25 protein-coding genes are annotated in these 25,338 nt (G+C 71.2%); 13 read left to right on the top strand and 12 right to left on the bottom strand.

Going from position 1 to position 25,338, the window contains the following annotated elements:
* Positions 1-85 precede the first annotated feature (85 nt).
* Positions 86-1,588 (bottom strand): DUF3152 domain-containing protein, encoded by a 1,503-nt coding sequence (locus tag ACZ5XS_RS02435; RefSeq protein ID WP_468647344.1) that lies wholly within the window; start codon positions 1,586-1,588, stop codon positions 86-88.
* Between the two features lie 8 nt (positions 1,589-1,596).
* A complete protein-coding gene (locus ACZ5XS_RS02430) occupies positions 1,597-2,661 on the bottom strand; it encodes an alpha/beta fold hydrolase (RefSeq protein WP_468647343.1) in 1,065 nt (354 codons plus the stop codon).
* 164 nt (positions 2,662-2,825) lie between these two features.
* On the opposite strand from ACZ5XS_RS02430, the gene ACZ5XS_RS02425 reads away from it, so the two are divergent.
* The 4 genes from ACZ5XS_RS02425 to ACZ5XS_RS02410 all read left to right on the top strand — a co-directional run bounded on the left by ACZ5XS_RS02425 (position 2,826) and on the right by ACZ5XS_RS02410 (position 4,672).
* A complete protein-coding gene (locus ACZ5XS_RS02425) occupies positions 2,826-3,050 on the top strand; it encodes a hypothetical protein (protein ID WP_468647342.1) in 225 nt (74 codons plus the stop codon).
* Between the two features lie 154 nt (positions 3,051-3,204).
* Positions 3,205-3,846, top strand: coding sequence for a TetR/AcrR family transcriptional regulator (locus ACZ5XS_RS02420; RefSeq protein WP_217239499.1), 642 nt, complete (start codon positions 3,205-3,207; stop codon positions 3,844-3,846).
* Positions 3,847-3,992: 146 nt separating this feature from the next.
* A complete protein-coding gene (locus ACZ5XS_RS02415) occupies positions 3,993-4,220 on the top strand; it encodes a DUF3107 domain-containing protein (RefSeq protein ID WP_217239500.1) in 228 nt (75 codons plus the stop codon).
* 182 nt (positions 4,221-4,402) lie between these two features.
* The gene (locus tag ACZ5XS_RS02410; protein ID WP_468647510.1) at positions 4,403-4,672 is read left to right on the top strand and encodes a hypothetical protein; all 270 of its coding nucleotides are present in this window, start codon (positions 4,403-4,405) and stop codon (positions 4,670-4,672) included.
* Positions 4,673-4,795: 123 nt separating this feature from the next.
* Here the strand turns inward: ACZ5XS_RS02410 and ACZ5XS_RS02405 are convergent, their stop codons facing one another.
* Positions 4,796-5,551, bottom strand: a complete 756-nt coding sequence (locus ACZ5XS_RS02405) for a ferritin-like domain-containing protein (RefSeq protein ID WP_217241064.1) — start codon at positions 5,549-5,551, stop codon at positions 4,796-4,798.
* A gap of 464 nt (positions 5,552-6,015) precedes the next feature.
* On the opposite strand from ACZ5XS_RS02405, the gene ACZ5XS_RS02400 reads away from it, so the two are divergent.
* Together ACZ5XS_RS02400 and ACZ5XS_RS02395 are read left to right on the top strand one after the other, a co-directional pair.
* Positions 6,016-8,583 carry a DEAD/DEAH box helicase gene (locus tag ACZ5XS_RS02400; RefSeq protein WP_468647341.1) on the top strand — a complete coding sequence of 856 codons (2,568 nt, stop codon included), beginning with the start codon at positions 6,016-6,018 and terminating at the stop codon, positions 8,581-8,583.
* Between the two features lie 104 nt (positions 8,584-8,687).
* Positions 8,688-9,566 carry an alpha/beta fold hydrolase gene (locus ACZ5XS_RS02395; RefSeq protein ID WP_468647340.1) on the top strand — a complete coding sequence of 293 codons (879 nt, stop codon included), beginning with the start codon at positions 8,688-8,690 and terminating at the stop codon, positions 9,564-9,566.
* Between the two features lie 81 nt (positions 9,567-9,647).
* On the opposite strand, the gene ACZ5XS_RS02390 is transcribed toward ACZ5XS_RS02395, so the two are convergent.
* Entirely contained in the window at positions 9,648-10,541 is an 894-nt protein-coding gene (locus tag ACZ5XS_RS02390; protein WP_468647339.1) for an NYN domain-containing protein, read from the bottom strand.
* A gap of 223 nt (positions 10,542-10,764) precedes the next feature.
* Between ACZ5XS_RS02390 and ACZ5XS_RS02385 the strand changes: the two genes are divergently transcribed.
* Positions 10,765-10,917, top strand: a complete 153-nt coding sequence (locus ACZ5XS_RS02385) for a hypothetical protein (protein ID WP_217241068.1) — start codon at positions 10,765-10,767, stop codon at positions 10,915-10,917.
* Positions 10,918-11,004: 87 nt separating this feature from the next.
* Here ACZ5XS_RS02385 and ACZ5XS_RS02380 read toward each other — a convergent pair whose 3' ends face one another.
* The 3 genes from ACZ5XS_RS02380 to ACZ5XS_RS02370 all read right to left on the bottom strand — a co-directional run bounded on the left by ACZ5XS_RS02380 (position 11,005) and on the right by ACZ5XS_RS02370 (position 13,380).
* Positions 11,005-11,610 carry a MarC family protein gene (locus ACZ5XS_RS02380; protein WP_217241174.1) on the bottom strand — a complete coding sequence of 202 codons (606 nt, stop codon included), beginning with the start codon at positions 11,608-11,610 and terminating at the stop codon, positions 11,005-11,007.
* Positions 11,611-11,763: 153 nt separating this feature from the next.
* Positions 11,764-12,621, bottom strand: coding sequence for a PHP domain-containing protein (locus tag ACZ5XS_RS02375; RefSeq protein ID WP_468647338.1), 858 nt, complete (start codon positions 12,619-12,621; stop codon positions 11,764-11,766).
* Positions 12,622-12,738: 117 nt separating this feature from the next.
* The gene (locus ACZ5XS_RS02370) at positions 12,739-13,380 is read right to left on the bottom strand and encodes a DUF6758 family protein (RefSeq protein WP_217241070.1); all 642 of its coding nucleotides are present in this window, start codon (positions 13,378-13,380) and stop codon (positions 12,739-12,741) included.
* 160 nt (positions 13,381-13,540) lie between these two features.
* Here ACZ5XS_RS02370 and ACZ5XS_RS02365 point away from each other — a divergent pair, with 160 nt between their 5' ends.
* Positions 13,541-14,782, top strand: coding sequence for an MFS transporter (locus ACZ5XS_RS02365; RefSeq protein ID WP_468647337.1), 1,242 nt, complete (start codon positions 13,541-13,543; stop codon positions 14,780-14,782).
* Positions 14,783-14,821: 39 nt separating this feature from the next.
* Here the strand turns inward: ACZ5XS_RS02365 and ACZ5XS_RS02360 are convergent, their stop codons facing one another.
* Positions 14,822-15,418 (bottom strand): suppressor of fused domain protein, encoded by a 597-nt coding sequence (locus ACZ5XS_RS02360; protein WP_468647336.1) that lies wholly within the window; start codon positions 15,416-15,418, stop codon positions 14,822-14,824.
* A gap of 473 nt (positions 15,419-15,891) precedes the next feature.
* Between ACZ5XS_RS02360 and ACZ5XS_RS02355 the strand changes: the two genes are divergently transcribed.
* Complete coding sequence (locus ACZ5XS_RS02355; protein ID WP_468647335.1) at positions 15,892-17,013, top strand: magnesium and cobalt transport protein CorA; 1,122 nt, start codon at positions 15,892-15,894, stop codon at positions 17,011-17,013.
* Positions 17,014-17,036: 23 nt separating this feature from the next.
* Positions 17,037-17,549 (top strand): hypothetical protein, encoded by a 513-nt coding sequence (locus ACZ5XS_RS02350; RefSeq protein ID WP_468647334.1) that lies wholly within the window; start codon positions 17,037-17,039, stop codon positions 17,547-17,549.
* Between the two features lie 3 nt (positions 17,550-17,552).
* Here ACZ5XS_RS02350 and ACZ5XS_RS02345 read toward each other — a convergent pair whose 3' ends face one another.
* The gene (locus ACZ5XS_RS02345; protein ID WP_468647333.1) at positions 17,553-18,308 is read right to left on the bottom strand and encodes a hypothetical protein; all 756 of its coding nucleotides are present in this window, start codon (positions 18,306-18,308) and stop codon (positions 17,553-17,555) included.
* Between the two features lie 223 nt (positions 18,309-18,531).
* Between ACZ5XS_RS02345 and ACZ5XS_RS02340 the strand changes: the two genes are divergently transcribed.
* Genes ACZ5XS_RS02340 through ACZ5XS_RS02330 form a run of 3 tightly spaced genes read left to right on the top strand, consistent with a single transcriptional unit; the run spans position 18,532 to position 21,588 of the window.
* On the top strand, positions 18,532-19,824 hold the full coding sequence (locus ACZ5XS_RS02340; protein WP_468647332.1) for a magnesium transporter MgtE N-terminal domain-containing protein: 1,293 nt from the start codon (positions 18,532-18,534) through the stop codon (positions 19,822-19,824).
* Positions 19,814-20,410: a DUF1003 domain-containing protein gene (locus ACZ5XS_RS02335; protein ID WP_217241077.1), complete on the top strand. Its 597-nt coding sequence runs from the start codon at positions 19,814-19,816 to the stop codon at positions 20,408-20,410. The genes ACZ5XS_RS02340 and ACZ5XS_RS02335 overlap by 11 nt, the downstream gene beginning before the upstream one ends.
* Positions 20,411-20,454: 44 nt before the next feature.
* Positions 20,455-21,588: an Mrp/NBP35 family ATP-binding protein gene (locus ACZ5XS_RS02330; protein WP_468647331.1), complete on the top strand. Its 1,134-nt coding sequence runs from the start codon at positions 20,455-20,457 to the stop codon at positions 21,586-21,588.
* Positions 21,589-21,641: 53 nt separating this feature from the next.
* Here the strand turns inward: ACZ5XS_RS02330 and ACZ5XS_RS02325 are convergent, their stop codons facing one another.
* The 3 genes from ACZ5XS_RS02325 to ACZ5XS_RS02315 all read right to left on the bottom strand — a co-directional run bounded on the left by ACZ5XS_RS02325 (position 21,642) and on the right by ACZ5XS_RS02315 (position 25,235).
* The gene (locus ACZ5XS_RS02325) at positions 21,642-22,298 is read right to left on the bottom strand and encodes a hypothetical protein (RefSeq protein WP_468647330.1); all 657 of its coding nucleotides are present in this window, start codon (positions 22,296-22,298) and stop codon (positions 21,642-21,644) included.
* Between the two features lie 222 nt (positions 22,299-22,520).
* Positions 22,521-22,958 carry a sec-independent translocase gene (locus ACZ5XS_RS02320; RefSeq protein ID WP_468647329.1) on the bottom strand — a complete coding sequence of 146 codons (438 nt, stop codon included), beginning with the start codon at positions 22,956-22,958 and terminating at the stop codon, positions 22,521-22,523.
* 216 nt (positions 22,959-23,174) lie between these two features.
* Complete coding sequence (locus tag ACZ5XS_RS02315; RefSeq protein ID WP_468647328.1) at positions 23,175-25,235, bottom strand: S1C family serine protease; 2,061 nt, start codon at positions 25,233-25,235, stop codon at positions 23,175-23,177.
* Positions 25,236-25,338: the final 103 nt, after the last annotated feature.

Below are 25,338 nucleotides of genomic sequence, written 5' to 3'. Positions count from 1 at the left end.
GGAGATCATGCGCGCACCGGTCGTCACCCCGTTTCGTGGGCGAGCGCCGGTGCGTGCGCCAGCGGCTCCTCGGCGGGCGGCCCCGTCAACTCCCCGGGTATGGCCAGGGGTTGGCTCGGCAGCGGATTCCGTCATGGTCGAGGAACTTGGTCTGCTGCTGCATGACCGGGGCGAGATCGCCGTTCTTGTCGCACGTGACGTGGCTGAAGCCGAGCCGGTGGCCGACTTCGTGGTTGATCAACATCTGCCGGTACGCATGGATCTGGTCACCGTAGGTCTCGGATCCCCGCGCCCATCGGTATGCGTTGATCATCACGCGTTCGGTGGCGGCCGAGTCGCACGAGACGTTGTCCACGGTGGTGTCCAGACCGGACTTGGCACACCAGGTGGCGGTGGTTCCGGGGCTGGCCAGAGTGATCACGAAGTCGGGCTTGCCGGAGTGGATGCGCTCGAAGGTGCGGGCTCCGTTGTGGGCCCAGCTCCGGTCGTCGTTGAGCGTCTTCTGTACGGCCTGCGCGAAGAGTTCGCCGTCCAGGCCGAGCCCTTGCTCGACGTCGACGCGGTAGGTGTACTTCTGCCCCCGGCCGGGCGCCTTGGCGATGCCCTTGACGGCGTCGAACTCCCCCGGCCCCTTGGACGTGGCGCCGAGCGCGTACCGCTTGTCCATCTTCTGCTCGTAGGTCAGCGTCGCCACGCCGGGTGATCCGGAAGGCGTCGGCCGGCCGTCCCCGCGCGAGGCGGGGTCGCGGGCGTCCCGGGCCTGGTCGGTGGCGGACTGGGACCGCACGGCGTCGTCGTCCCGCCCGTTGGCGACCTGGCCGGCCACGACGACGGCCAGCACGGTGGTCACGGCGGCGGCCGCGATGCCGGTGAACGTCCGCCCCTTGCCGCCCCTGACGGGCGCAGGCTCGCCCGTGGGAGGCGCGTCGTCGTCATCGACGCCGTCACGGCCGGTCTCGGTGGGCCAGGCGGTGGCGGAGGAGTACGGGCCGGAGGCGTGCGCCACGGCCGGGTCGCGGTGCGGCACGGTGGCGGGGGCACGGGGCGCGAAGACGTCGTCCTCCCACTCGAATTCCTCGTCCTCCCCCTCGAACGCGTCGAGGTAGTCCTGCCGGGGCCCCCTCAGCCCCGCGGGCGGCGCCTGCCGCTGCCGCGGAAGGCCGACGCCCGGGCCGCCCGCACTGCCCTGGCCGCCCGGCCTGCCGTACCCGCCGCCGCCGCGCCCGCTCAACTCTCCCCATCCGCCACCTGGTTCACGCTGCTCGGGGTGCCCCCCACGGACCTGAGGAAACCCGTGCGCCGGTGTGCCGTCGGGGAATCGCGGCACACCCCGCGCGGGCGTGCCGTCGGGAAGCCGGGGTACGCCGTGAGCAGGCGTCCCGTCGGCAAACCTCGGCACCCCGCGCGCGGGCGTGCCGTCGGCGAATCTCGGAACCGGACGAGCCGGTGGCCCGTACTCCGCCGGAGGGGCGGGCGGTGCCTGCCGTGCGGGCGGTGGGCCTTGGGTCCGGCCCCGCCCCGTCGGATCAGCGCCGTCCCCCGTGGGGCCACTCCTGGGAGCAGGTCCACGTCGACTGTGGCGTCCCACGTAGCCTCTCAGCTCCCCGAGTTCATGCTGTCCGACATCCCGGCCCTGTCGCCGGAGACTCCTTCTCTGTCGCCAACGGTACCCTCGCCGCCGCCATCGGCCGCCACCCCGCCGCCAACGGCCCTGGTGTCGGCGAGCAGTTCGCGAAACGCTCCCGCCACGGTCTCGGGGTACTCCATCATCGCCACGTGCCCCGCCTCGGGCAGGGTGAGGAGGCGGGAGTCGCGGAAGGAGCGGGCCGCCCGCTGGGCCATGCGGAAGCCGACGAGCTGGTCACGGCCGCCGTAGACGAGGAGGGTCGGCGCGAGGACGCGTTCGGCCTGGCGCCACAGCGCGTGCTGACCGCCCAGGGTGTACGCGTTCACCAGCCCGCGCGCGGAACGCGTCATCGCGTCCCAGAAGTAGGGCAGCCGCACCCGCCGCTCCATCTCCTCCACGGCGTGTCGGAACCCTTCGGGGGTCACCCGCCCGGGGTCGCCGTAACAAAGCGCCATGACCCCGCGGACCCGCTGCTCCGACGTCCACTCCTTGGTGAAGCGGGTGAAGAGGCCCGCCACGCCGGGCACCGCCAGCAGCCCCGTCGGCACGGCCGTGCGCTGGACGCGGAGCTCCGGCAGCGCGGGCGAGACGAGGGTGAGGGTGCGGACGAGGTCGGGGCGGACCGCGGCGACGCGCGTGGAGACCGCGCCGCCGAGCGAGTTCCCCAAGAGGTGCACCGGACCGCGTCCGGAGGCGTCGAGATAGCGGATCACCGCGCGCGCGTGCCCGGTGATCGAGTAGTCGCCGTCGTCCGGCGGCGGGGAGTCGCCGAAACCCGGCAGGTCGACGGCCTCGCCGTCGACGGCGTCCTCCAGTTGCAGCATCAGCGCCGACCAGTTCTGGGAGGAACCGCCGAGGCCGTGGACGTACAGCGCGGGCGGCAGTCCCGCGCGCGCGGGCGGCCTCGCCCGCACGGACAGCGTGATCCCGGGCAGCCCGACCGACCTGAGCCTCTCACCCTCCGCGACCCTGACGGGCGCCACTTTGGGGAGCACGTTGGCGGGCGGCACGAACGGCTGCTCGGTCGAAGACATGCGGCAATGTTACGAGATGATCACGCAGTGGCTCATGTGTTCGGCGTCACAGAGGGCACTCGGATCGCATGGCGTGCAGATCGGGTGTCTCCTAGGCTCGTGCACAGGGCACCCGCATGTGGCCCCCTGTTCTGTTCAGGGATCTTCTAGGAAGGGAGCCCATCATGGCCGTCGACCCCACCGACCCCGAGACGTTCGTGCACGAGGACGCCGAGCAGGCGACCGAGATCGACGTCGAGGCGCCGGAGAACGACGCCGCGGAGCAACTGACAGAGGTCAAGCCGGACCGCGACGACCCGCTGACCGGCGTGGACCCGGACCGGGCCAGCGAGGCCGACCTCATCGAACAGGCCCGCGTCGTCTCCATCGACGAGGACGACTATCGGTGAGAGCGACCGTTCCGTCCCGGTTAGAGGCACCGTGCGTGGTAATCGTCAGCGTCCGGTCCGTGAAATTCTGCGCTCGCACCGCGCACACCACGGTTACCGAAAAGTACGATGGCGGCGCGGCGCACACCGCAGAGGGACGACTTTGGGAGGCGGCGTGACAGCCATCGAGCAGACAGAGGCGGCACGCCCGCGAGGCACGCGCCTGCCGCGCCGTGCCCGACGGAACCAGTTGCTGGGCGCCGCGCAGGAAGTCTTCGTGGCACAGGGCTACCACGCGGCCGCGATGGACGACATCGCCGAGCGGGCCGGCGTCAGCAAGCCGGTGCTCTACCAGCACTTCCCCGGCAAGCTCGACCTCTACCTCGCGCTGCTGGACCAGCACTGCGAGTCGCTGATCCAGTCCGTACGCACGGCGCTCGCGTCGACGACGGACAACAAGCAGCGCGTCCGGGCGACCATGGACGCCTACTTCGCGTACGTCGAGGACGACGGCGGGGCCTTCCGCCTGGTCTTCGAGTCGGACCTGACCAACGAGCCCGCGGTGCGCGAGCGCGTCGACAAGGTCACGAACGAGTGCGCGGAGGCGATCTGCGACGTCATCGCCGAGGACACCGGCCTCTCCCGCGCGGAATCGATGCTGTTGGCCTCCGGACTCGGCGGTCTCGCCCAGGTGGTGGCACGTTCCTGGCTGCACAGCGACCGCAGTGTCCCGCGCGACCAGGCGGTCCAGCTGCTGACCTCGCTGGCGTGGCGGGGCATCGCCGGTTTCCCGCTGCACGGCACCGAGCACCACTGACCGCACCGGCCCCGAGGGTTTGTTCCCGCCCGCTGTTCGCTTCTGGCGTTCTTGCGCGGAACATGGACATCCCCTCACCGGGCTAATGTGTGCGGAGTACGGCGCGGAAGGTCGCGCACTTCACTGACCGTCGGAGGGACATAGCCGTGGAGGTCAAGATCGGCGTGCAGCACGCGCCTCGCGAGATCGTTCTGGAGAGCGGTCAGAGTGCCGATGAGGTCGAGCGGGCGGTGTCCGAGGCGCTGGCCGGGAAGTCGCAGCTGCTGACCCTGGTGGACGAGCACGGCCGCAAGGTCCTCGTCCCGGCCGACCGTCTCGCCTACGTCGAGCTCGGTGAGCCGGCCCCCCGCAAGGTGGGCTTCGGCGCGCTGTAGTCATACGCGGCGAGAGGGGCCCGGCGACCGTGTGTCGCCGGGCCCCTCTCGCTTTTCCCCCGCATTTCTCCTCCACGTATGGAGCACAACTTGCGCACAGGGGAGGATTGTATTCCGCAGGTCACGGGTAGGACGGGGTACGACCGTAACGCGCAGTGTGGCCGTGTGGGAGGGACCCCATGATGTTGTTGGAAGCGCTCGGCTCCGCTCTGCTCGGTCTTGTGCTGGCGGGGTTGGCGGTCCACCGGCTGTCCCACCGACTGCCGGCCCGTTCGCTGGTCCTCGCGACCGGCGTGGCCGGCGCCCTCTTCGGTTCCTTCGTCACGCACAGCGCACTGGACGCGGGCGGCGCCCTGCTGACCCTCGTCGGCGCGACGATCGTCTCCACGGCCTCGCTCTCGCTCCTGCTGCGCCCGGCGGGAAGACTCCGCCGCCGATCGGCAACCGCCTGATCCACCGCCGGTCGCGGCGTCCCCGTTGAGCAGATCAGCGAGCCGGGTCAGTCAGCCAGGCGAGTGAGCCGGCTCAGCGAGCCGGCTCGGCCGGCCAGGGTCGGCGCGAGACCGGCCGGCAAGCTAGGCCGCCAGCCCCAGCGCCGCCATCCGCTTGGTGTGCGCCTCGGTGATCCGGGAGAACATCCGGCCGACCTCGGCGAGGTCGAAGCCGTCCGCGACGCCGCCCACGAGCATCGTCGACAGCGCGTCCCGGTCGGCGACCACGCGCTGGGACTGCGACAGGGCCTCGCCCATCAGCCGCCGCGCCCACAGCGCGAGCCTGCCGCCCACGCGCGGTTCGGCGTCGATCGCCGCGCGCACCTTCTCGACGGCGAAGCCGGCGTGGCCGGTGTCGTCGAGGACGGCGAGGACGAGTTCGCGGGTGTCCGTGTCGAGCCGGGCGGCGACCTCCCGGTAGAAGTCGCTGGCGATGGAGTCGCCGACGTACGCCTTGACGAGTCCCTCGAGCCAGTCCGAGGGCGCCGTCTGCTTGTGGAACCCGTCCAGCGCGGCGACGAACGGTTCCATGGCCGAGGTCGGCTCCTCGCCGATCTCCGTCAGCCGGTCGCGCAGCTTCTCGTAGTGGTGGAACTCGGCCGACGCCATCTTCGCCAACTCCGCCTTGTCCGCCAGCGTCGGCGCCAGCTTCGCGTCCTCCGCGAGCCGCTCGAACGCCGCCAGTTCGCCGTAAGCGAGCGCGCCGAGCAGGTCGACGACCGCGGCGCGGTACTGAGGTTCGGCGGAGGCCTGCGTCCAGTCCTGGGCGGCGACTCCGGTGTGTGCGACAGATCCGGCGGAGGCGTTGTCAGGCTTGTCAGAGGTCGTCATGCAGCGCACAATAGCTCGCTCGCCGCGCCACGGAAGTCCCTGCTCAATCAGTGTGACGACGACTACGTGACCAAATCGGCCATCGCGTGTGCGCGTTTCCGGGGTACAGTGGTAATGCGCCTGCCGACTATTCGACGGGCTGCATGTATGAGGATGCCCGGTCGGTGGCCCGATCGGCTCCGACCCGACAGCCCTCCTCGCCCGTACGACGCAGTGCGTACGAAGTTCGGAGGGGGACCCTCAGCGGTTCGAGCGCTAGAGCGTCGGCAGTGGTCCCGTGTCATACGGCTCGCCCGTAAGGCAGTAGTCGACGTCCCCAGCACGGTCCTAGACGACCCCCGCGCTCGCCCTCGCGCCGCGCACACAGAAGAGGCAGCACCCTGACTACGACTTTCCGAGAGCTCGGAATCCTTCCCGAGACGGCCGAAGCACTTGAGGCCGTCGGCATCATCACTCCCTTCCCCATCCAGGAGATGACGCTCCCCGTCGCCCTCTCGGGCAGCGACGTCATCGGCCAGGCCAAGACCGGCACCGGCAAGACGCTGGGCTTCGGCCTCCCGCTCCTCGAGCGCGTCACCGTCCCCGCCGACGTCGAGGCCGGCCGCGCCCGGCCCGAGGACCTCACCGACGCCCCGCAGGCGCTCGTCGTCGTCCCCACGCGCGAGCTGTGCACCCAGGTCACCAACGACCTGCTCACCGCGGGCAAGGTCCGCAACGTGCGCGTTCTCGCGATCTACGGCGGCCGGGCGTACGAGCCGCAGGTCGAGGCCCTCAAGAAGGGCGTCGACGTGATCGTCGGCACCCCGGGCCGTCTGCTGGACCTCGCGGGTCAGAAGAAGCTCGACCTCAAGCACATCAAGGCGCTCGTCCTCGACGAGGCCGACGAGATGCTCGACCTGGGCTTCCTGCCCGACGTCGAGAAGATCATCAACATGCTGCCGGCCCGCCGCCAGACGATGCTGTTCTCGGCGACCATGCCGGGCGCGGTCATCGGCCTCGCGCGCCGCTACATGTCGCAGCCCACGCACATCAGCGCCACCTCGCCGGACGACGCGGGCAAGACGGTCGCGAACACCAAGCAGCACATCTACCGCGCGCACAACATGGACAAGCCCGAGCTGGTCGCGCGGATACTGCAGGCCGAGGGCCGCGGTCTCGTGATGGTCTTCTGCCGTACCAAGCGGACGGCGGCCGATCTGGCCGACCAGCTCCAGCAGCGCGGTTTCGCCTCCGGCGCGGTCCACGGCGACCTCGGCCAGGGCGCCCGCGAGCAGGCGCTGCGCGCGTTCCGCAACGGCAAGGTGGACGTCCTCGTCTGCACCGACGTCGCCGCCCGCGGCATCGACGTCGAGGGTGTCACCCACGTCATCAACTACCAGTCCCCCGAGGACGAGAAGACGTACCTGCACCGCATCGGCCGCACCGGCCGCGCGGGCGCCAAGGGCATCGCGATCACGCTCGTCGACTGGGACGACATCCCGCGCTGGCAGCTCATCAACAAGGCGCTGGACCTCGGGTTCAACGACCCGCCGGAGACGTACTCGACCTCCCCGCACCTCTTCGAGGAGCTGAGCATCCCCGCGGGCACCAAGGGTGTTCTGCCGCGCGCCGACCGCACACGCGCCGGGCTCGGGGCGGAGGAGCTGGAGGACCTGGGCGAGACGGGCGGCCGTGGTGCGCGCGGTGACCGCGGAGGCCGTGGTGACCGCGGCGGACGTGGTGACCGAGGAGGCCGCGGTGACCGCGACAGCCGAGGCGGTCGGGACGAGTCCCGTTCGGCCGATGACGAGCGTTCGGCGCGTACGCCGCGTCGCCGTCGCCGCACGCGCAACGGCACCCCGCTGGACACGACCGCTCCCGCCGGGACGGCTCCCGTCGAGGGTGTCGTCTCCCCGCAGGAGACCACCGCGCCGGAGGACGCCACCACCACCGCGACCCGGACCCCGCGTCGCCGTCGCCGCACCCGCGGCGGATCGTCGGAGGCGGCGCCGGCCACGGCAGCCGTGACGGCCGAGCCGACGGTGTCCGAGGCCGCCCCGGTCACGGAGGCCGCGGAGGCCGCCGTCGCCACGGCCGAGGGCACGGCTGTGCTCGACACCGCCGAGATCCCGGCGAAGCCGCGCCGCCGCCGTACCCGCAAGGCCGCGGAGACCGCGGTCGACACGGCCGAGTCCAACACGCCCGAGACGGTGACGGAGGCCCCGGCGGTGCCGGAGGCCGAGGTTCCCGCCGCCGCGCCGCGCCGGCGTACCCGCAAGGCCACGGCTGCGACTGCCCCTGCGGCCGAGGTCGCGGTCGACACCGCCGAGGGGACCGGCACGCCGGAAGCCGAAGCAGCCGAGGCCACGCCTCGCCGTCGTACGCGTAAGACGGCGGCAGCGGCTCCGGCCGAGGCCGCCCTCGACACCGCCGAGGCCGTGGAGGCCAAGCCGCGTCGCCGTACCCGCAAGACCGCGGCCGCCGAGCCCGCCGTCGCCGCCGAGATCCCGGCGCAGCCGGCCCCGGAGGCGGAGCCGGCCGAGGTCAAGCCCCGCCGTACGCGCAAGACCGCCGCCACCGCCGAGGCAGCGGTCGACACCGCCGAGGGCACGGCGACCAAGCCGCGCCGCACGCGCAAGTCCGCCGCCGCGGCTCCGGCCGAGGCAGCGGTCGACACCGCCGAGGCCGTGGAGGCCAAGCCGCGCCGCACGCGCAAGACGGTTGCCGCGGCTCCGGCCGAGGCAGCCGTCGACACTGCCGAAGGTGCGGAGGCCAAGCCGCGTCGTACCCGGAAGACCGCCGCCGCCAAGGCAGTTGAGGGTGACGCGGTCGAGGCGGCGGCTGAGGTCAAGCCCCGCCGTACGCGCAAGACCGCCGCTGCGGCCGAACCGGCCGTGGACGCGGCAGAGGATGGGGAGACGAAGCCTCGTCGTCGCACCCGCAAGGCCGCGGAGCCCGCGGTGACCGCCGCCATCCCGGCCCAGGCCGCCGCAGAACCGGTGGCCGCGCCTCGGCGCCGGGCCCGTAAGGCCGCGGTGGCCACGGAGCCCGCGGAGAGCTGATCTCCCGCCCGACGGCCCGGTTCGCCTCGCGCGAACCGGGCCGTCGGCGTTCCCGGCCCTCACCGGCGCCCGGAGGCGGAACCCCGACCCGATACCCTCCCTCCGTGAGCAGCCGAGCCTCCTTCGCCGTACCCCCCAACGCCCGCGCCTACCCCCTCCCCACTCCTCGTGGGGACTTCGCCGTCGTCGATTCGCCCGTGCCCCCCGGTGTCGAACCGAAGGGCACCGTGCTGATGCTGCCCGGGTTCACGGGCAGCAAGGAGGACTTCACGCTGCTGCACGGGCCGCTCGCCGGGCGCGGCTACCGTGTCGTGGCCGTGGACGGGCGGGGGCAGTTCGAGTCGGACGGGCCCGAGGAGGACGAATCCGCCTACGCACAGGACGAGTTGGCGCGGGACGTCCTCGCCCAGGCCGGCGCCCTTGATGGCCAGGTACATCTGCTCGGGCACTCTCTCGGCGGTCAGATCGCCCGCGCTGCCGTCCTGCTCGACCACTCCCCGTTCCGCTCGCTCACCCTGGTCGCCTCCGGACCGGCTCAGATCTCCGACTCCCAGCAGCAGCGCGTGAAGCTGTTGCGGGACGCGCTCGCCGTGATGGGCATGGCCGAGGTGTGGGAGGCCATCCTGGCCATGGGGCCACCGGAGGAGGTCGGCGGCCCGGCCCGCGGCATCGGCGGCATGGAGCAGCTGCGCCGCCGCTGGCTGGGCAACAAGCCCGCCCAACTCCGGGCGACGGGCCACCAGTTGTGCACCGAGCCGAACCGCGTTGCCGAACTGGCCGCCGTCCCGCTCCCGTTGCACGTCCTGTCGGGCGCCCACGACGACACCTGGCCGGTGGCGCTGCTGGACGACATGGCCGTACGGCTGAAGGCGCGGCGGACGGTCGTCCCGGGCGCCGAGCATTCCCCCAACACCGACCAGCCCCTGCCCACCGCCCGCGCCCTCGCGGGCTTCTGGGACGGCCTCCAGCCGGACAAGAACTGACTGCGGCGCGCGGCAAGGACCGAAACCGACCAGGACCAGGACCTAGACCAGGACCTAGACCAGGACCAGCGCCGGTTCGGGCTAGTACTGCGCCTGCAGGTGCTCCCAGAAGCCGTCCCGCAGGGCGCGTCTCAGGTCGGGCTGTCCACGGAGCGAGTACTGGAGCAGGCCCTCCGCCTCCACCAGGAGGTCCTGGTCCACCGAGCCCGGCAGATAGGGATGGCCCGGCAGCAGTTCCACCAGCGACTCGCGGCCCCTCGCCGCGAGCCACTTCGCGGCGATCTGCGCGCCGACGAAGCGGACGGCCTCACGGGTGGGGCGGGACGCCGTCGACTCGTAGGCGGGGGCCGTGCGGCGGGACACGTACGGCTTGAAGAAGTCGAGGTCCAGCGTGCGCTGGCTGTCGACCTCCCAGAGCAGGGGCTCGGCCTGGTTGCGGCCCTCCGGTGTCTCGATGCCCCAGAGGTGGACGCGGGCGCCGTACCCCTGGGCCGCCTCGACGGCCGAGACCAGGTCCTCGTCGCCGCCGAGGAGTGCCGCGTCGCTGATGGCGCGGTGGCGGGCGAGGGACTCCAGGTCGGAGCGGATGAGGGAGTCGACGCCCTTTTGCTGGTTGTTCGCGTTCAGGTTGCCCAGCCGGACCTTGACGTCCGGGAGCTCGGCGATGGACTGCTGCTCCGCGGTATGGATACGGCGTCTCGCGCCGTCGTACCAGTAGACCCGCAGCAGCCTGCTGTCCGCGAAGATCGTGCGGGCCTTGTCGATCAGCGCCTCGATGAGACCTTCCGCGTCCAGGTCGAAGGCGCGGCGGTCCTCCGTCCCGGAGACCAGGCGCCCCGCGGCCGCGTACAGATATCCCGCGTCGACGAAGATCGCATGGGTCGAGGGCGTCTTCGCCACCTCGGCGAGCATGCGCTGAAGCAGCTCGTTGGTGCGGTCGATGCGGGCGCTGAGGGCCGCGAGGTCGTCGTTCATCGCCTCCATTGTCCTGGCGGTCACGCTGCGAACACAACTGGTCCCGGTCGGTCCCGCCCATGTGGCTTACCGGTCAGTAATTAGTCGTGCGAAAAATTTCTTTAGCGTAGGGAATGTTTGTAACACACAGCCCGTTGACTACGTACAGATGGCGCAACGCCACAAGACGCAAGCAACTGAAGTAGTTCTCCGCAGGAGGATGACCAGACGAAGGGAGAAGCCGATGCGCTTCGAAATCATGCGACTCGACGATGTCGACGGCACGGCCGTGGACAGCACCGTCGTGGACGCCGCCTCCGTCAACCGTATCGTTCAGCAGGCTGCCGCGATCGGCCAGCGACTGTGGATCCGGCCGGCCGAGACCTCGGCCTCGTAACCCCGGGATCCCTTGACAGGTTTCAGAGCCCCCGTACGGCGTCGATGCCGTACGGGGGCTCTGCGCGTACCCGGCGGGTTCCCGCTCTCAGCTCGCCTGGATGACCTGGGTGACCCCGTTGATGATCTGTTGCACGGCGATCGCGGAGAGCATCATGCCCGCGAGCCGTGTCACCAGGACCACGCCGCCGTCCTTGATGACCCGGATGATCAGCAGCGAGTACCGCATCACCACCCACAGGACGACATGGATGGCGAGGATCGCCGTCCACACCGACACCTGCGCCGGGACGCTGTCGGCCTTCTGCACGGCGAGGATGACCGACACGATCGCACCCGGCCCGGCCAGCAGCGGCATGCCCAGCGGCACGAGGGCGACGTTGACGTCCTTGGTCTGCTTCGGCTCGTCCGTCTTGCCGGTGAGCAGGTCCAGCGCGATCAGCAGGAGCAGCAGCCCGCCCGCGATCATCAGCGCGGGCACGGAGACGTGCAGGTAGTCGAGGATCTGGTGCCCGAGCAGCCCGAAGACGGTGATCACGCCGCCGGCCACGCAGACGGCCTGGAACGCCATCCGCTTCTGCACCTTGCCGGGGCGCCCGGAGGTCAGCGCGAGGAAGATCGGGGTGATCCCGGGGGGATCCATGATGACGAAGAGGGTCAGGAACAGGGAGCCGAAGACGGCGAGGTCGAACATGAGGGCCTTGCTGAGCGACAAACGGATGGGGATCTGAGGTCACGAGAAACGTGACCAGCGCGAAGAACGCGACCAGTGACCAGTGCGAAGAACGCGGCGAACGTGACCAGCGCGATGAGCGCGACGATCGTGACGTGCGCGAGGGCGTGGCCCTCAGGCTCCGCCGGCCCCCGGCACCGGGAACGCCCCCGTCGCCCGTCGCGTGATCTCCCCGTACACCTCGGGATCCGTCACGTTCTCGCCGAGCACACACGTCTTGCGGCTGCCGTGGTAGTCGCTGGACCCCGTGATCAGCAGCCCGAGCTCCTTGGCGAGGCCGCGCAGCCGCGCCCGGGTGTCCGGGTCGTGGTCCATGTGGTCGACCTCGATGCCGTCGAGTCCGGCCGTGGCCAGCTCCGCGATCGCGGACTCCGGGACCGTACGCCCGCGCTTGCTCGCGCCCGGGTGGGCGAACACGGCGACGCCGCCCGCGCCCTTGATCAGCCGGATCGCCTCGAAGGGGTCGGTCTCGTGCTTCGCCACGTGGGCCCGGCCGCCGTCGGACAGCCAGTCCGGCGTGAAGGCGTCGCTCACCGTCGGTACGACACCGAGCTCGACCAGAGCGGTCGCGACATGGGGGCGTCCGACCGAGCCGTCGCCCGCGATCCGCGCCACCTGCTCCCAGGTGACCGGCACACCCTGCTCCTGGAGCCTGGCGACCATGGCCCGCGCCCGCGGCACCCGGTCGTCCCGCACCAGCTCGCGCTCGGCGAGCAGGGCAGGCTCCTCGGGGTCGAAGAGGTAGGCCAGCATGTGCAGGGAGACCCCGTCGACCCGGCAGGACAGCTCTGCGCCGGTGACCAGCGTGAGCCCCTCCGGCAGCGCGGCGATCGCCTCGGCGTGTCCGCGGGTGGTGTCGTGGTCGGTCAGCGCGACCACGTCCAGACCGGCCGCGGCGGCGTTGCGCACCAGCTCGGCCGGGGTGTCCGTACCGTCGGAGGCCGTGGAGTGGGTGTGCAGGTCGATGCGCACGACGCGGACTCCAAGCGATGACGGGACGGAGGAACGCTCAAGGATAACCGGATTTTCGAGCTCCTCTGTCACACCCGCAACCCCATAGCGCCCCCTACACAAGCGCTCAGCCGCCGCCTAGGGCTCCAGCAGCCTCGGCGACAACGCCCCGCACGGCACCAGCTCCAGCTCGGCCCCCGCGTCCCGCAGATCCGTCAGCACCAGCTCGTCGTACATCAGCAGCCCGGACTGCTCGGGCCACACGACCGCCCACACCCACAGCCCGAGCGCCTCGCCCGCGAAGACCGCCCGGTCGTCCGGGGCGCCGGCCACATGCCACAGCGGGGTCGGGCGGCCGGCGGCGAGGACCTTGGCCTGGGGCGGCTTCTCGACGCTCATGTAGGGCCCCGGGTCCGGGCCGTCGATGCCCGCGTACCGCGCGCCGAGGCCGACGCCGAGTTCCTCGGCCACCAGGATCAGCTCGCCCATTCCGCCGAGCGGTCCGGGCCCGGAGCACGCCACGGCCGTGGCCCGGCCGCCGCCGCGGTCGTCGCCCGCGCAGGCCACACCGGTGAACAGCCAGCCGACGGGCAGCGGCCACGGCATCCACACCGGCACCTGCGTGCGGTGCACCACGACTTCGAGGGCCTCGACGCTGGGCGGGATCACGGGCTGCACCGGGTGCACGGTGCCATGCGCATCGCACTGCCAGGTATCGGCGAAGAGTCCGGGAGCCCTGACCCGGCCACCACACTTCGGGCAACTGGGTTCGCCCCTCATAGGGCCCCACGGTCCTACCCCCGCTCCTCCACGTCAAGGACTGATCACCCGTCCGGGCGGAAGCGCCTCACCGGCGAAGTTGCGTGTAGTTTGCATTACTTAGCCGAGCTAACTTACTATGTGCATATACCAACTATCTTCGCCGTGGCGGGAGAACACGATGGGAGACCCCAAGGACCCCTTCGACGCGGGAGGCGGTGGCATCCTGCGGCAGCCCAGGGCGGTGTGGGCGACCGCGGGCGCGTCCGTCGTCGCCTTCATGGGCATCGGACTCGTCGACCCGATCCTGCCGTCCATCGCCTCGGGCCTGGACGCCACGGCGAGCCAGGTCTCGCTGCTCTTCACCTCGTACTTCCTGATCACCGCGATCGCGATGCTGGTGACCGGCTTCGTCTCCAGCCGGATCGGCGGCCGCAGGACCCTGCTGCTCGGCCTCGCCCTGGTCGTGCTCTTCGCCGCCCTGTCGGGCACCTCGAACTCGGTCGGCGAACTCGTCGGCTTCCGGGCCGGCTGGGGCCTCGGCAACGCGCTGTTCGTCTCCACCGCCCTCGCGGTCATCGTCGGCCGGCGGCCGGCGGCCGGCGGCAGCGCGGCCGCGATCCTGCTGTACGAGTCCGCCCTCGGCCTCGGCATGGCCTGCGGGCCCCTGCTGGGCGCGCTGCTCGGCGACGCCAGCTGGCGCTACCCCTTCTTCGGCACCGCGTTCCTGATGGCGATCGGCTTCCTGTGCATCACGGCGTTCCTGAAGGAGCAGCCGAAGCCGGCCCGGAAGATCGCACTGCTCGACCCGATCAAGGCACTCGGCCACGGCGGACTCGCCTCGGCGGCGGTGTCGGCGTTCTTCTACAACTACACGTTCTTCACCGTGCTGGCCTTCACCCCGTTCGTACTGGACATGACCCCGTACAAGTCGGGTGCCGTGTTCTTCGCCTGGGGTGTGCCGCTCGCCGTCTTCTCCGTGATCGTGGCCCCGCGCATGCAGGAGCGGTTCGGTTCGCTGAAGGTGCTCGGCGGCTCACTGCTACTGCTCGCGGTCGACGTGCTCGTCCTCGGGTACGGCAGCCACACCGCCGCCATCGTCTGCACGATCCTGTCCGGCGCCTTCATCGGCGTGAACAACACCGTGTACACGGAGCTGGCGCTCGGGGTGTCGGACGCCCCGCGCCCGGTGGCGAGCGCGGGCTACAACTTCGTGCGCTGGTTCGCGGCCGCCGCCGCTCCCTACTTCGCGCCGAAGATCGAGGAGTGGAGCGACATCCACATGCCGTTCGTCGTCGCGGCCGTGACGGCCACCCTGGGTGCGCTCGTGGTCGTCGTACGACGGAAGGCACTCGCGCACGAGGCCCAGGAGCTGGAGCCGAGGCACGCGGCCGAGGACGGCGTCACCGTCTTCGCCGGCTGAGTCAACTGACGGTTTTCAGCCACCGGTTGGTGAGATCGCTCACTCCAGAGGGACGGACTTGCGGGACGGATCCCGCAGGTCCGTCCCGTTCGTCAGCCAGCGCTCCTGGAGGGCCTGCGCGCCGTGCACCCGCTTCCAGGCCGCCTCGTTCGGCGTCATCGGGAACAGCGGCAGGAACCGTACGGGGTCCAGTGGCTCGTCCAGTTCCAGATCCTCGACCAGGCCGCCCGGCTCGCCGACCAGGACCGAGGTGAACGGGGCGCCGGGCCACAGCGGCTCACCGACGTCGAGGGAGGCGCCGGAGGCCACGACCACGCCCTCGACCTGCGGGGAAGCGGCGAGCACGGCGAGCGGGCGGAGTACCTTGTCGGTTTCGGCGAGACCGCTTCGTACCGAAAGGACCAGTTCGGCGCGCGGGCCCTTGACGGGGTCGGCGAGCACCGCGGTGGGGTCGGCCATGGGCTGCGCGGACATGCCGAGCGTGGCGTAGCGGACCACACCGCCCTCCTGGCCGGTGTCCTGAAAACGCAGCACCTCGATACGGTCCGTGCCGAGGAAGGTGACCGCCGCGCGCGCGTCCGGCTCGCCCAGCGCGCTGCGCAACCGGGCCTCGACCAGAGGAAGAACATCAGCCATGACGCGAGCATAGAACTCGTCAGTACCGGGCAAAGCAGCGCCTTGACACTTCGGTCGACTGGTACTCTGGCCCGGTGGTTCGGGGCAGCACGCAGAAGCGTCGCGATCAAGCCCCGACGCCGAAGGAACTCCCTTACGAGGGACCGGCCGGAGGAGGTGGGGCTGCAATGGACCGAAGTCGACCGTGCAGTAGCACCCGCTCTTCCCGCCGCTGATGTAGCTGCTCTGGCTCTGGCTGGCTGCCACCTCTCGCACTCGCTTCACCGCGGAAGAGCGCTTCGTTTCGTTTTACCTGATCTGTCCGAACTGCCCGTTCCAGGCAGTAGCTGAATCAGTAGCGAAGCTCGCCACCGCGACGGTGCGGTGCTCCCCGCTTTGTGGACGTGCCAAACATCCGCAGTCAGGACGTCCCCATTCCGGGCAGTTCCAACCGCCTCGGCGGCCTTTCGTTGCCTGTCACGAAGGAGCCTGCCATGTCGATGATCCGCGACCTGCGTGCCGTCGTCCGCCCGTCCCGCGTCTCCCTGCGCAAGGACAGCAGCAGCGTCTACGACACCACCCGCGACCCTTCGACCCCGTCCGCCGTCGTCGACTGCGCCGTCTACCGCGACGGTGCCCGCGTCGACATGCCGAAGCCGCTCAGCCCGAGCGAGGCGATGCGCCTGGTGCGCCGCGACGGGGGCTTCGTCTGGATCGGGCTGCACGAGCCGACCGAGGCCGAATTCTCCGGCATCGCCGGTGAGTTCGGGCTGCACCCGCTGGCCGTGGAGGACGCGGTGCAGGCCCACCAGCGCCCCAAGCTGGAGCGCTACGACGACTCCCTGTTCACCGTGTTCAAGACCATCCACTACGTCGAGCACGACCGGGTCACCGCCAACAGCGAGGTCGTCGAGACCGGCGAGGTCATGTGCTTCACCGGCCGGGACTTCTTCATCACCGTCCGGCACGGCGGCCAGGGCTCCCTGCGGGCACTGCGCCACCGGCTCCAGGACGACCCCGAGCTGCTCGCCAAGGGACCCTCGGCGGTACTGCACGCGATCGCCGACCATGTCGTCGACGGCTACATCGCGGTCGCGGACGCGGTGCAGGACGACATCGACGAGGTGGAGACCGAGGTCTTCTCACCGGGCCGCCGGGGCGGCGTCTCGCGCGGTGTCGACTCGGCCGGGATCTACCAACTCAAGCGTGAGGTACTGGAGTTCAAGCGGGCCGTCTCTCCGCTGCTGCGGCCCATGCAGCTGCTGAGCGAGCGCCCGATGCGGCTGATCGACCCGGACATCCAGAAGTACTTCCGGGACGTCGCCGACCACCTCGCCCGCGTCCAGGAGCAGGTCCTCGGCTTCGACGAACTCCTCAACTCGATCCTTCAGGCCAACCTCGCGCAGGCGTCCGTCGCGCAGAACGAGGACATGCGCAAGATCACCTCGTGGGCCGCGATCATCGCCGTACCGACGATGGTGTGCGGCGTGTACGGCATGAACTTCGACCACATGCCGGAGCTGCACTGGAAGTACGGCTATCCCGTGATCATGTCGGTCACGGTGGCCCTCTGTGTGGGCATCCACCGCACCCTCAAGCGCAACGGCTGGCTCTGAAGACCCCTGGATAGGCTGAGCCCATGACTAGCGAGCTGCTCGACCAGGCCCTCGTCGAGGAGGCCACGAAGAAGTCCGGCCTCATCTGGGTCGAGGGACCCGGCGGCCCGGCCCGCGCACTGTGGCACGTGTGGCACGAGGGCGCGGCCTGTCTGATCGGCGACGGGCCCGGCGAACAGCCGCTGCCCGGGCTCGCCGACGGAACCACGGCCCAGGTCACGGTCCGCAGCAAGGACAAGGGCGGCCGGCTGGTCTCCTGGGCGGCGACGGTCGTGGAGCTGGCGTCCCGCTCCCCCGAGTGGGAGGCGGCGGTCGCGGAGCTCAAGGGCAAACGGCTGAACGCCCCGGACGGCGAGGCCATGACGGAGCGCTGGGCCCGCGAATGCCGGGTACTCCGCCTGGAGCCGACAGGCACGACGTCACCGCTGCCCGACGGCGATCTGGCGCAGGCGCCGCTGCCGACGCCGGCGACGACGCGTGAGCCGGTTCCGGCGGGGCTGCCGCGACTGCTGCTGAAGCGTCGCAAGCGACGGTAGCCGTCAGGACGTCGGCAGCTTCTTGCCGTAGTCCACCGTCTCGTCCTTGTCCGGCTCCGTCAGAGCGAAGGTCTTGCCCCAGGCCGAGAAGGTCAGGGTGCCGGCGCCGCCCGCCCGTACCAGGCGGAGCGGATACGGCTTGCCCTCCAAAGAGACGTCCAGCGTGCCGCCGGAACCGTCGTCGCCCGCGATGCGGATGGTGCGCACACCCGCCTGCTCGTGGTGGCCGTCCCTCTCCAGCGTGCCGTGCAGCGTCAGAAGACCGTCGAGGAGGACGTCCATGTCCGTGAAGCCGCTGAACTTCTTGTACGAGGGGTCGCCCTGCGGCACCTTCACGTACTTGCCGTCGAGCTTGTCGGCCGCCGCCGCGTCCGCGTCGGAGCCGTCGCCCTTGCCGTCCGCGTCGGTCCAGAAGCCCGCGTCCGCCTTGAGGAAGAGCTGCTCCTTGATCCGCAGCAGGTGGAAGGTCGCGTCCTCGGAGGTGACCGAGCCGGAGCCCCCGTCGGACTTCAGGCGCATGTCGAGCTTGTACGTCCGCCCGCTGGCGACCACGTTCCCGGAGAGCCGGACCGCCACGGCCGACCCGGCCGCGGTACGCGTCCTGGACTGGATCTGGTCGGCCGGCAGTTTGCCGACGCCGTTGGTCCCCGCGTCCGGGTCCTCGCCGCATCCCGTCAGGCCGGTCCCCGTCACGACGAGGGCGCACAGCGCGCCCGCCAGTGCGGCCCTGCGGGTACGGCGCCGGGGAATCGCAGTCACAGATGGGGCTGCCTTTCTGACAAGGGTCCTTCAGCGGCGTACGGCAGCGTACCGGGGCCCGGCAGCACGGGCGGAGCCAGACCGTCCGGACTCCTCACCAGCGCGTATCCGAACGGGACGGGCTAGCCTGAAGCCCACCCGAGCGGGCAATTCGGAAAAGAGACCCACCCAGCGGCCCAGGACACAACTCCGTACGAATCCCGCACGAAAAGGAAGCACAGCCATGGCAGCGGGCGCCCCCCGGATCTTCGTCTCGCACCTCGCCGACGTCGCCGTCTTCGACCCGGCCGGCGACCAGGTCGGCCGCCTGCGCGACCTGGTCGTCATGCTGCGCGTCGGACGGCGGCCGCCACGCCTGCTCGGCCTGGTCGTCGAACTCGCCACGCGCCGCCGCATCTTCCTGCCCATCACCCGCGTGACCGGCATCGAGTCCGGCCAGGTCATCACCACCGGCGTCCTCAACGTCCGCCGCTTCGAGCAGCGGCCCACCGAGCGGCTGGTCTTCGGGGAACTCCTCGACCGGCGCGTCACGCTCGTCGAGACCAACGAGGAGGTCACGGTCCTGGACGTCGCGGTGCAGCAGCTGCCGGCCCGCCGGGACTGGGAGATCGACCGCGTCTTCGTCCGCAAGGGCGGCAAGGGCGGCGCCTTCCGGCGCAAGGGCGAGACCCTGACCGCCGAGTGGTCCGCCGTCACCGGCTTCTCCCTCGAGGAGCACGGACAGGGCGCCGAGAGCCTCCTCGCCACCTTCGAGCAGCTGCGCCCGGCCGACCTCGCCAACGTTCTGCACCACCTCTCCCCCAAGCGGCGCGCCGAGGTCGCCGCCGCCCTCGACGACGACCGCCTGGCCGACGTCCTGGAGGAACTGCCGGAGGACGACCAGATCGAGATCCTCGGCAAGCTGAAGGAGGAGCGGGCCGCCGACGTCCTGGAGGCGATGGACCCGGACGACGCGGCCGACCTGCTCTCCGAGCTGCCCCAGGGCGACCAGGAGCGGCTGCTGAGCCTGATGAAGCCCTCCGACGCGGCCGACATGCGGCGCCTGTTGGCGTACGAGGAGCACACGGCCGGCGGTCTGATGACGACCGAGCCGATCGTGCTGCGGCCCGACGCGACCGTCGCGGACGCGCTCGCCCGCGTCCGCAATCCCGACCTGTCCCCCGCCCTCGCCGCCCAGGTCTACGTCTGCCGGCCACCCGACGAGACCCCGACCGGCAAGTACCTCGGCACGGTCCATTTCCAACGGCTGCTGCGCGACCCTCCGTACACCCTGGTCAGCTCCATCCTCGACGACGACCTGCAGTCACTGGCGCCGGACGCGGCGCTTCCCCTGGTCGCCGGGTTCTTCGCGACGTACGACATGGTCGCGGCGCCCGTCGTGGACGAGGCGGGGTCGCTGCTGGGCGCGGTGACCGTGGACGACGTCCTGGACCACATGCTGCCCGACGACTGGCGGGAGACCGAGTTCCACCTCGACGAGGACGAGGACGAGGAGGTGGCCCCTCATGGCTCCTGAGCGCGAGAGCACCCGCGAGGCCGCCCGCGAGCGCACTCTGGCGGGCGCGACCGCCACCACCCGCTCCCGTCCCCGCCTCGACCAGCCCCGCCCGCCCCGGCGCCGGCTCCTGCCCGAGTGGGACCCGGAGGCCTTCGGACGGCTGTCGGAGCGCATCGCGCGGTTCCTGGGCACCGGCCGGTTCATCGTCTGGATGACGATCGTCATCATCCTGTGGGTGCTGTGGAACATCTTCGCGCCCAGTGACCTGCGCTTCGACAACTACCCGTTCATCTTCCTGACGCTGATGCTGTCGCTCCAGGCCTCCTACGCGGCCCCGCTGATCCTGCTCGCGCAGAACCGGCAGGACGACCGTGACCGGGTCAACCTCGAACAGGACCGCAAGGCGAGCGAGCGGTCGATCGCCGACACCGAGTACCTGACCCGCGAGATCGCCTCGCTCCGGATCGGCCTCGGCGAGGTCGCGACCCGGGACTGGATCCGCTCCGAACTGCAGGACCTGGTGAAGGAACTGGACGGGCGGCACGACGGCCATGTCGTATTCCCGGCAGAACGGTCGCGGGCACGTGACGTAGACGACCGGTGACGGGGCTTTCCGCAGCCCCCTCCGGGCGCCGTACCATCGTCCTTATGGCTACGGAAGACGCGGTGCGTGAAGCACTGGCGACGGTGAACGACCCCGAGATCAACCGACCCATCACCGAACTGGGGATGGTCAAGTCCGTGGAGATCGGCGCGGACGGAGCGGTCGCGGTCGCCGTGTACCTGACGGTCTCCGGCTGCCCCATGCGCGAAACGATCACGCAGCGCGTGACGGATGCGGTCTCGGCGGTCGAGGGCGTCACCCGTGTCGACGTCGAACTCGACGTCATGAGCGACGAGCAGCGCAAGGAACTGGCGACCGCGCTGCGCGGTGGCCAGACCGAGCGCGAGGTCCCCTTCGCGAAGCCGGGCTCGCTGACCCGTGTGTACGCGATCGCCTCCGGCAAGGGCGGCGTCGGCAAGTCGTCGGTGACGGTGAACCTGGCGGCGGCGATGGCCGCGGACGGGCTGAAGGTCGGTGTCGTCGACGCCGACATCTACGGCCACAGCGTGCCCCGCATGCTGGGCGCCGACGGCAGTCCCACCCAGGTCGAGAACATGATCATGCCGCCGTCCGCGCACGGCGTGAAGGTCATCTCGATCGGCATGTTCACCCCGGGCAACTCCGCGGTCGTCTGGCGCGGCCCGATGCTCCACCGGGCGCTGCAGCAGTTCCTCTCGGACGTGTACTGGGGCGACCTGGACGTGCTCCTGCTCGACCTGCCGCCCGGCACGGGCGACATCGCCATCTCGGTGGCCCAGCTGGTCCCGAACGCCGAGATCCTGGTCGTGACGACGCCTCAGCAGGCGGCGGCCGAGGTGGCCGAGCGGGCGGGCTCCATCGCCGTCCAGACCCACCAGAAGATCGTCGGCGTGGTGGAGAACATGTCCGGCCTGCCCTGCCCGCACTGCGACGAGATGGTCGACGTCTTCGGCACGGGCGGCGGCCAGTCGGTGGCGGACGGCCTGACCCGTACCACGGGCGCCACCGTCCCGGTCCTCGGCTCCATCCCCATCGACGTCCGTCTCCGCGAGGGCGGCGACGAGGGCAAGCCGGTCGTCCTGACCGACCCGGACTCCCCGGCGGGCGCGGCCCTGCGGGCGATCGCGGGGAAGCTGGGGGGACGGCAGCGGGGTCTGTCGGGACTGTCCTTGGGCATCACGCCGAGGAACAAGTTCTAGAACGCCCTGGGGGCGCGGGCGAAGGGGCGCCGGACACCACCGGCGCCCCTTTCTCATGCGTAGGTGCCGATGTCCTTGATCATGGCGAAGCCGAGCCCGTACGCGCTCATGCCTCTTCCGTACGCCCCCACGTGAACCCCCTGCTGAGTCGACCCGGCCAGCACCCAGCCGAACTCGGACTCGCGGTAGTGGAAGGTCGTCGGAACGCCGTCCACGGGCAGGGACAGCGTCGACCAGTCGTCGCCGTCCAGGTCGTCCGCGAGGGCCCAGGCCGTCTCGGTCTGCTGGTCCAGCCAGTCGTCACGCAGGCTGTGGTCCATCTGGCCGGGCCAGGTGAAGGACAGCAGCCCCACTCCCGCCAGCCAGGCCGCCGAGGACACCGACGTGGCCTCCAGGAGGCCGGTGCCGTCGGCGCTGCGCCGCACGGGGTTGGCCGCGACGGTGACCACCACCGCGAACTTCTCCTTGTCCTCCGACGCCTCGTTCCGTACGGAGGGCTCGTCGCCGTGCCCGATGGAACCGTGCTCGACGGCTCCGTCGGCCGCCGTACCGACCTGCATCAGCCAGCGCGGTCCCGTGAAGGCCTCGTCGAGGCCGTACCACGGGAAGGGCGCCAGCAGGTAGCCGTCGACCGTGCGCCGGGCGGTGGGGACCTGTTGTCCACCCTCCGCGGCCGACGCCTGCCCGACTGCCCGACTCGTCGTCTCCATGTGCCCGGACGCCTCCTCGCTCTCGTCGGAACGAACGGCCCGCCCCCCTTCGGGCGTACTCGTCCGCTCCGCACAACAACTCGGCAGCATAGCCACCCCGCTGCGGACAGCCGGGAAACCGCCCGGCGGGTGGGTCGCCCAGAGGGCGCGTTCAGGCCGTGGAGGGTCCCTCAGGAGTATGAAACGCGTCACGTACGGCGGAGCGTGCGCCCGGGCGCACGCTCAGGTGGCGTCCGCGTCGTACGGCGGGCGCTCCGCGGGCGTCTCGGGCTTCTTCGTCATGTCGACGGTGCCGCCGGAGGACGCGGACGACGACGAAGAGGACGACGAGTCGCTGTCACGGCCGTGGACCGCGTCCGTGACCTCGGCCATCTCCTTCTTCAGGTCGAAGCCGTTGCGGATCTCCTTGAGCCCCAGCTCGTCGTTGTCCAGCTGCTTGCGGATGAACGTCTTGGGGTTGAGGTCCTCGAACTCGAAGTCCTTGAACTCCGGGCCCAGTTCGCTGCGGATGTCCTGCTTGGCGCTCTCCGAGAACTCCCGGATCTTGCGGATGGTCCGCGTGACGTCCTGGATGACCTTCGGGAGCTTGTCCGGACCGAAGACGAGCACGGCGAGGACAACGAGCGTGATCAGCTCGAGCGGTCCTATGTCATTGAACACCTGAAGCTCCTTGCGATGTCCTCGGTCCTCGGCCCTCGGGGGTCAGTGCGGTCTTCCGTGGTCCGGGCCGGGTCCACGGTACCCGGCCTTCCCGTCGGACGGGTACTGTCCCGAGCCCTCCGAGTGCGGGTACGTGTGGGGTTTTCCGGGTTGTTTGCCTTGTGAGGCCACTGATCGGGCCATTACGGGCCCTCTTCTGTGATGTCCGTGTGAGTCTCATCCGCCGTCGGAGGATCCGAGGACCAGCGAGATCGTCCTCTCCCTGCCGTCGCGCTCCACGGTGATCTCGAGGCGGTCGCCGGGGCGGTGGGCGCGGGTCTTGACGATGAGCTCGTCGCCGGAGTGGACGCGTTGGCCGTCGACCTCGGTGATGACGTCGCCTGCCTCGATGCCGGCCCGGTCGCCGGGACCGCCGACGGTGACCGCGGGGCCGCCGTCGCTTCCCTTCGTGCCCACGCGGGCGCCGTCGCCGGCGTAGTCCATGTCGAGGGTGACGCCGATCACCGGGTGGGTCGCCTTGCCGGTGTTGATCAGCTCCTCCGCGACGCGCTTGCCCTGGTTGACCGGTATGGCGAAACCGAGGCCTATCGAACCGGCCTGGCCGCCGTCCGGGGCGGAGCCGCTGTCGGCGGACCGGATGGCGGAGTTGATGCCGACGACACGGGCCTGCGCATCGAGGAGGGGCCCGCCGGAGTTGCCGGGATTGATGGGCGCGTCGGTCTGCAGGGCGTCGACGTACGACACGTCGCTCCCGTCCCCGCTCTCGCCGCCGGCCGTGATGGGCCGCCCCTTGGCGCTGATGATGCCGGAGGTGACGGTGCCCGCCAGATCGAAGGGGGCGCCGATGGCGACGACGGGGTCGCCGACCTGGACGTTGTCGGAGTTGCCGAGGGTCAGGGGCCTGAGCCCCGTCACACCGCTGACCTTGACGACGGCGAGGTCGTAGCCGCTGTCCCTGCCGACGACGGTGGCCTCGGCGGTGTCACCGCTGTGGAAGGTCACGGTTATCTCGCCGTCCGCGGCGGCGGGTTCGACGACGTGGTTGTTGGTGAGGATGTGACCGCGGTCGTCGAGCACGAATCCGGTGCCGGTACCCGATTCGTCGGACCCGTTCACATGCAGGGTCACCACACTGGGCAGCGCCCGCGCGGCGATCCCCGCCACGCTGTCCGGAGCCCGGCCCGCCGACTCGGCCCCGGCCTGCGGCAGCTCGACGGCCCCGACCCCGCCGTTGCGCTCCAGATACGTCCCGACGACGCCGCCGACGCCGCCGGACACGAGCGCCAGCAGCGCGGCCCCGCCGACGAGCGCCTTCCTCACGTGCCTGCGCCGCTGGTCCTTGCTGAGGACGGCCGCACCGTTCTGCTGGAGGGGAGCGGCGGCAAGCGGGGCCCAGGGGTCGTAGTTCTGCCAAGGGGTGGAGGGGGGCGCACCCTGCGCGGGGCTGTGCGGGGCCGCTGATGGCCCCGCGGCGAACGAAAGCGCAGGGGGCGCTTCCGGGGCCCCGCCGGGCGCAGCCGGGCCTCCAGGGGCCGCCGGGGCGACGGCGGGCCGGCGGGGCGGGGTGGGCACGCCGGGGGCGGGGACCGCGGGGTGCGCGGAGGCCGGAACCTGCGTGTCGACGGCCGGGGCCAGGGTCGGGGTCGGCAAGGCGTGTGGGTCCGAGACGGGGACGTCGGCGCCCGGGGCCGGGACGTACGGGCCGGGTTGCCCGGTCGGCGCCAGTGCGGGCGTGCCGTGCGCCGGCGTGGTCGCCGGGTGTTGTACGGGCGGGGCAGGGGCCCAGGGGCCCGGCTCGCCGTAGGGCGGGGTGCTGTAGGGGTCCGGGTCGTGCAGGGGCCGGGGACGCTCGGCAACGGGCGCATCGGCAACGGGCACAGGGGACTGCTCGGAGGCCGGCGCGGCGGGAGCGGCCGTCTCGGCTTCCGGCTGGACGAGGCGGTCGGTGCGGCCGGAACGGTCCGCCACCGGCACGGGGGCTCGCTCGACTCCGGCCCCGGTCACGCGGTCGGCGGCGGACCCGGGCACCGCCGCTTCCCCTTCCGGCACCGCGGGCATCGCGCTGGGCAGGGCCAGCTCGAAGTCGCCCCCCGTGTCGGGCCTCTTCTCCGGAGCCTTCAGTTCGAAGTCTCCGTCGGCGCCGGTGCCGTGGACGCCGTTCCCGGCGTCGCCGGGCACCGCGTCCTCGACCGGACCGGGCGCTTGTGCCTGGTCCGCGAGGTCCTGCGGTCGAGGACGGCTCCACCACTTCGCCTTCGCGGGCTTCCCCTCGTTCATGCTTCCCCCACAGCTCGGGCTCCGCCTCGCGGCCCCCACGCGCCGAACGTACGACTCCCTGGATTCAACCAGGTTCCCGAGCCGCCGCGCAGGGGCAGGTCAG

Source organism: Streptomyces sp. NPDC033131 (assembly GCF_055578365.1).
This window is presented reverse-complemented; position numbering and strand designations above follow the sequence as displayed.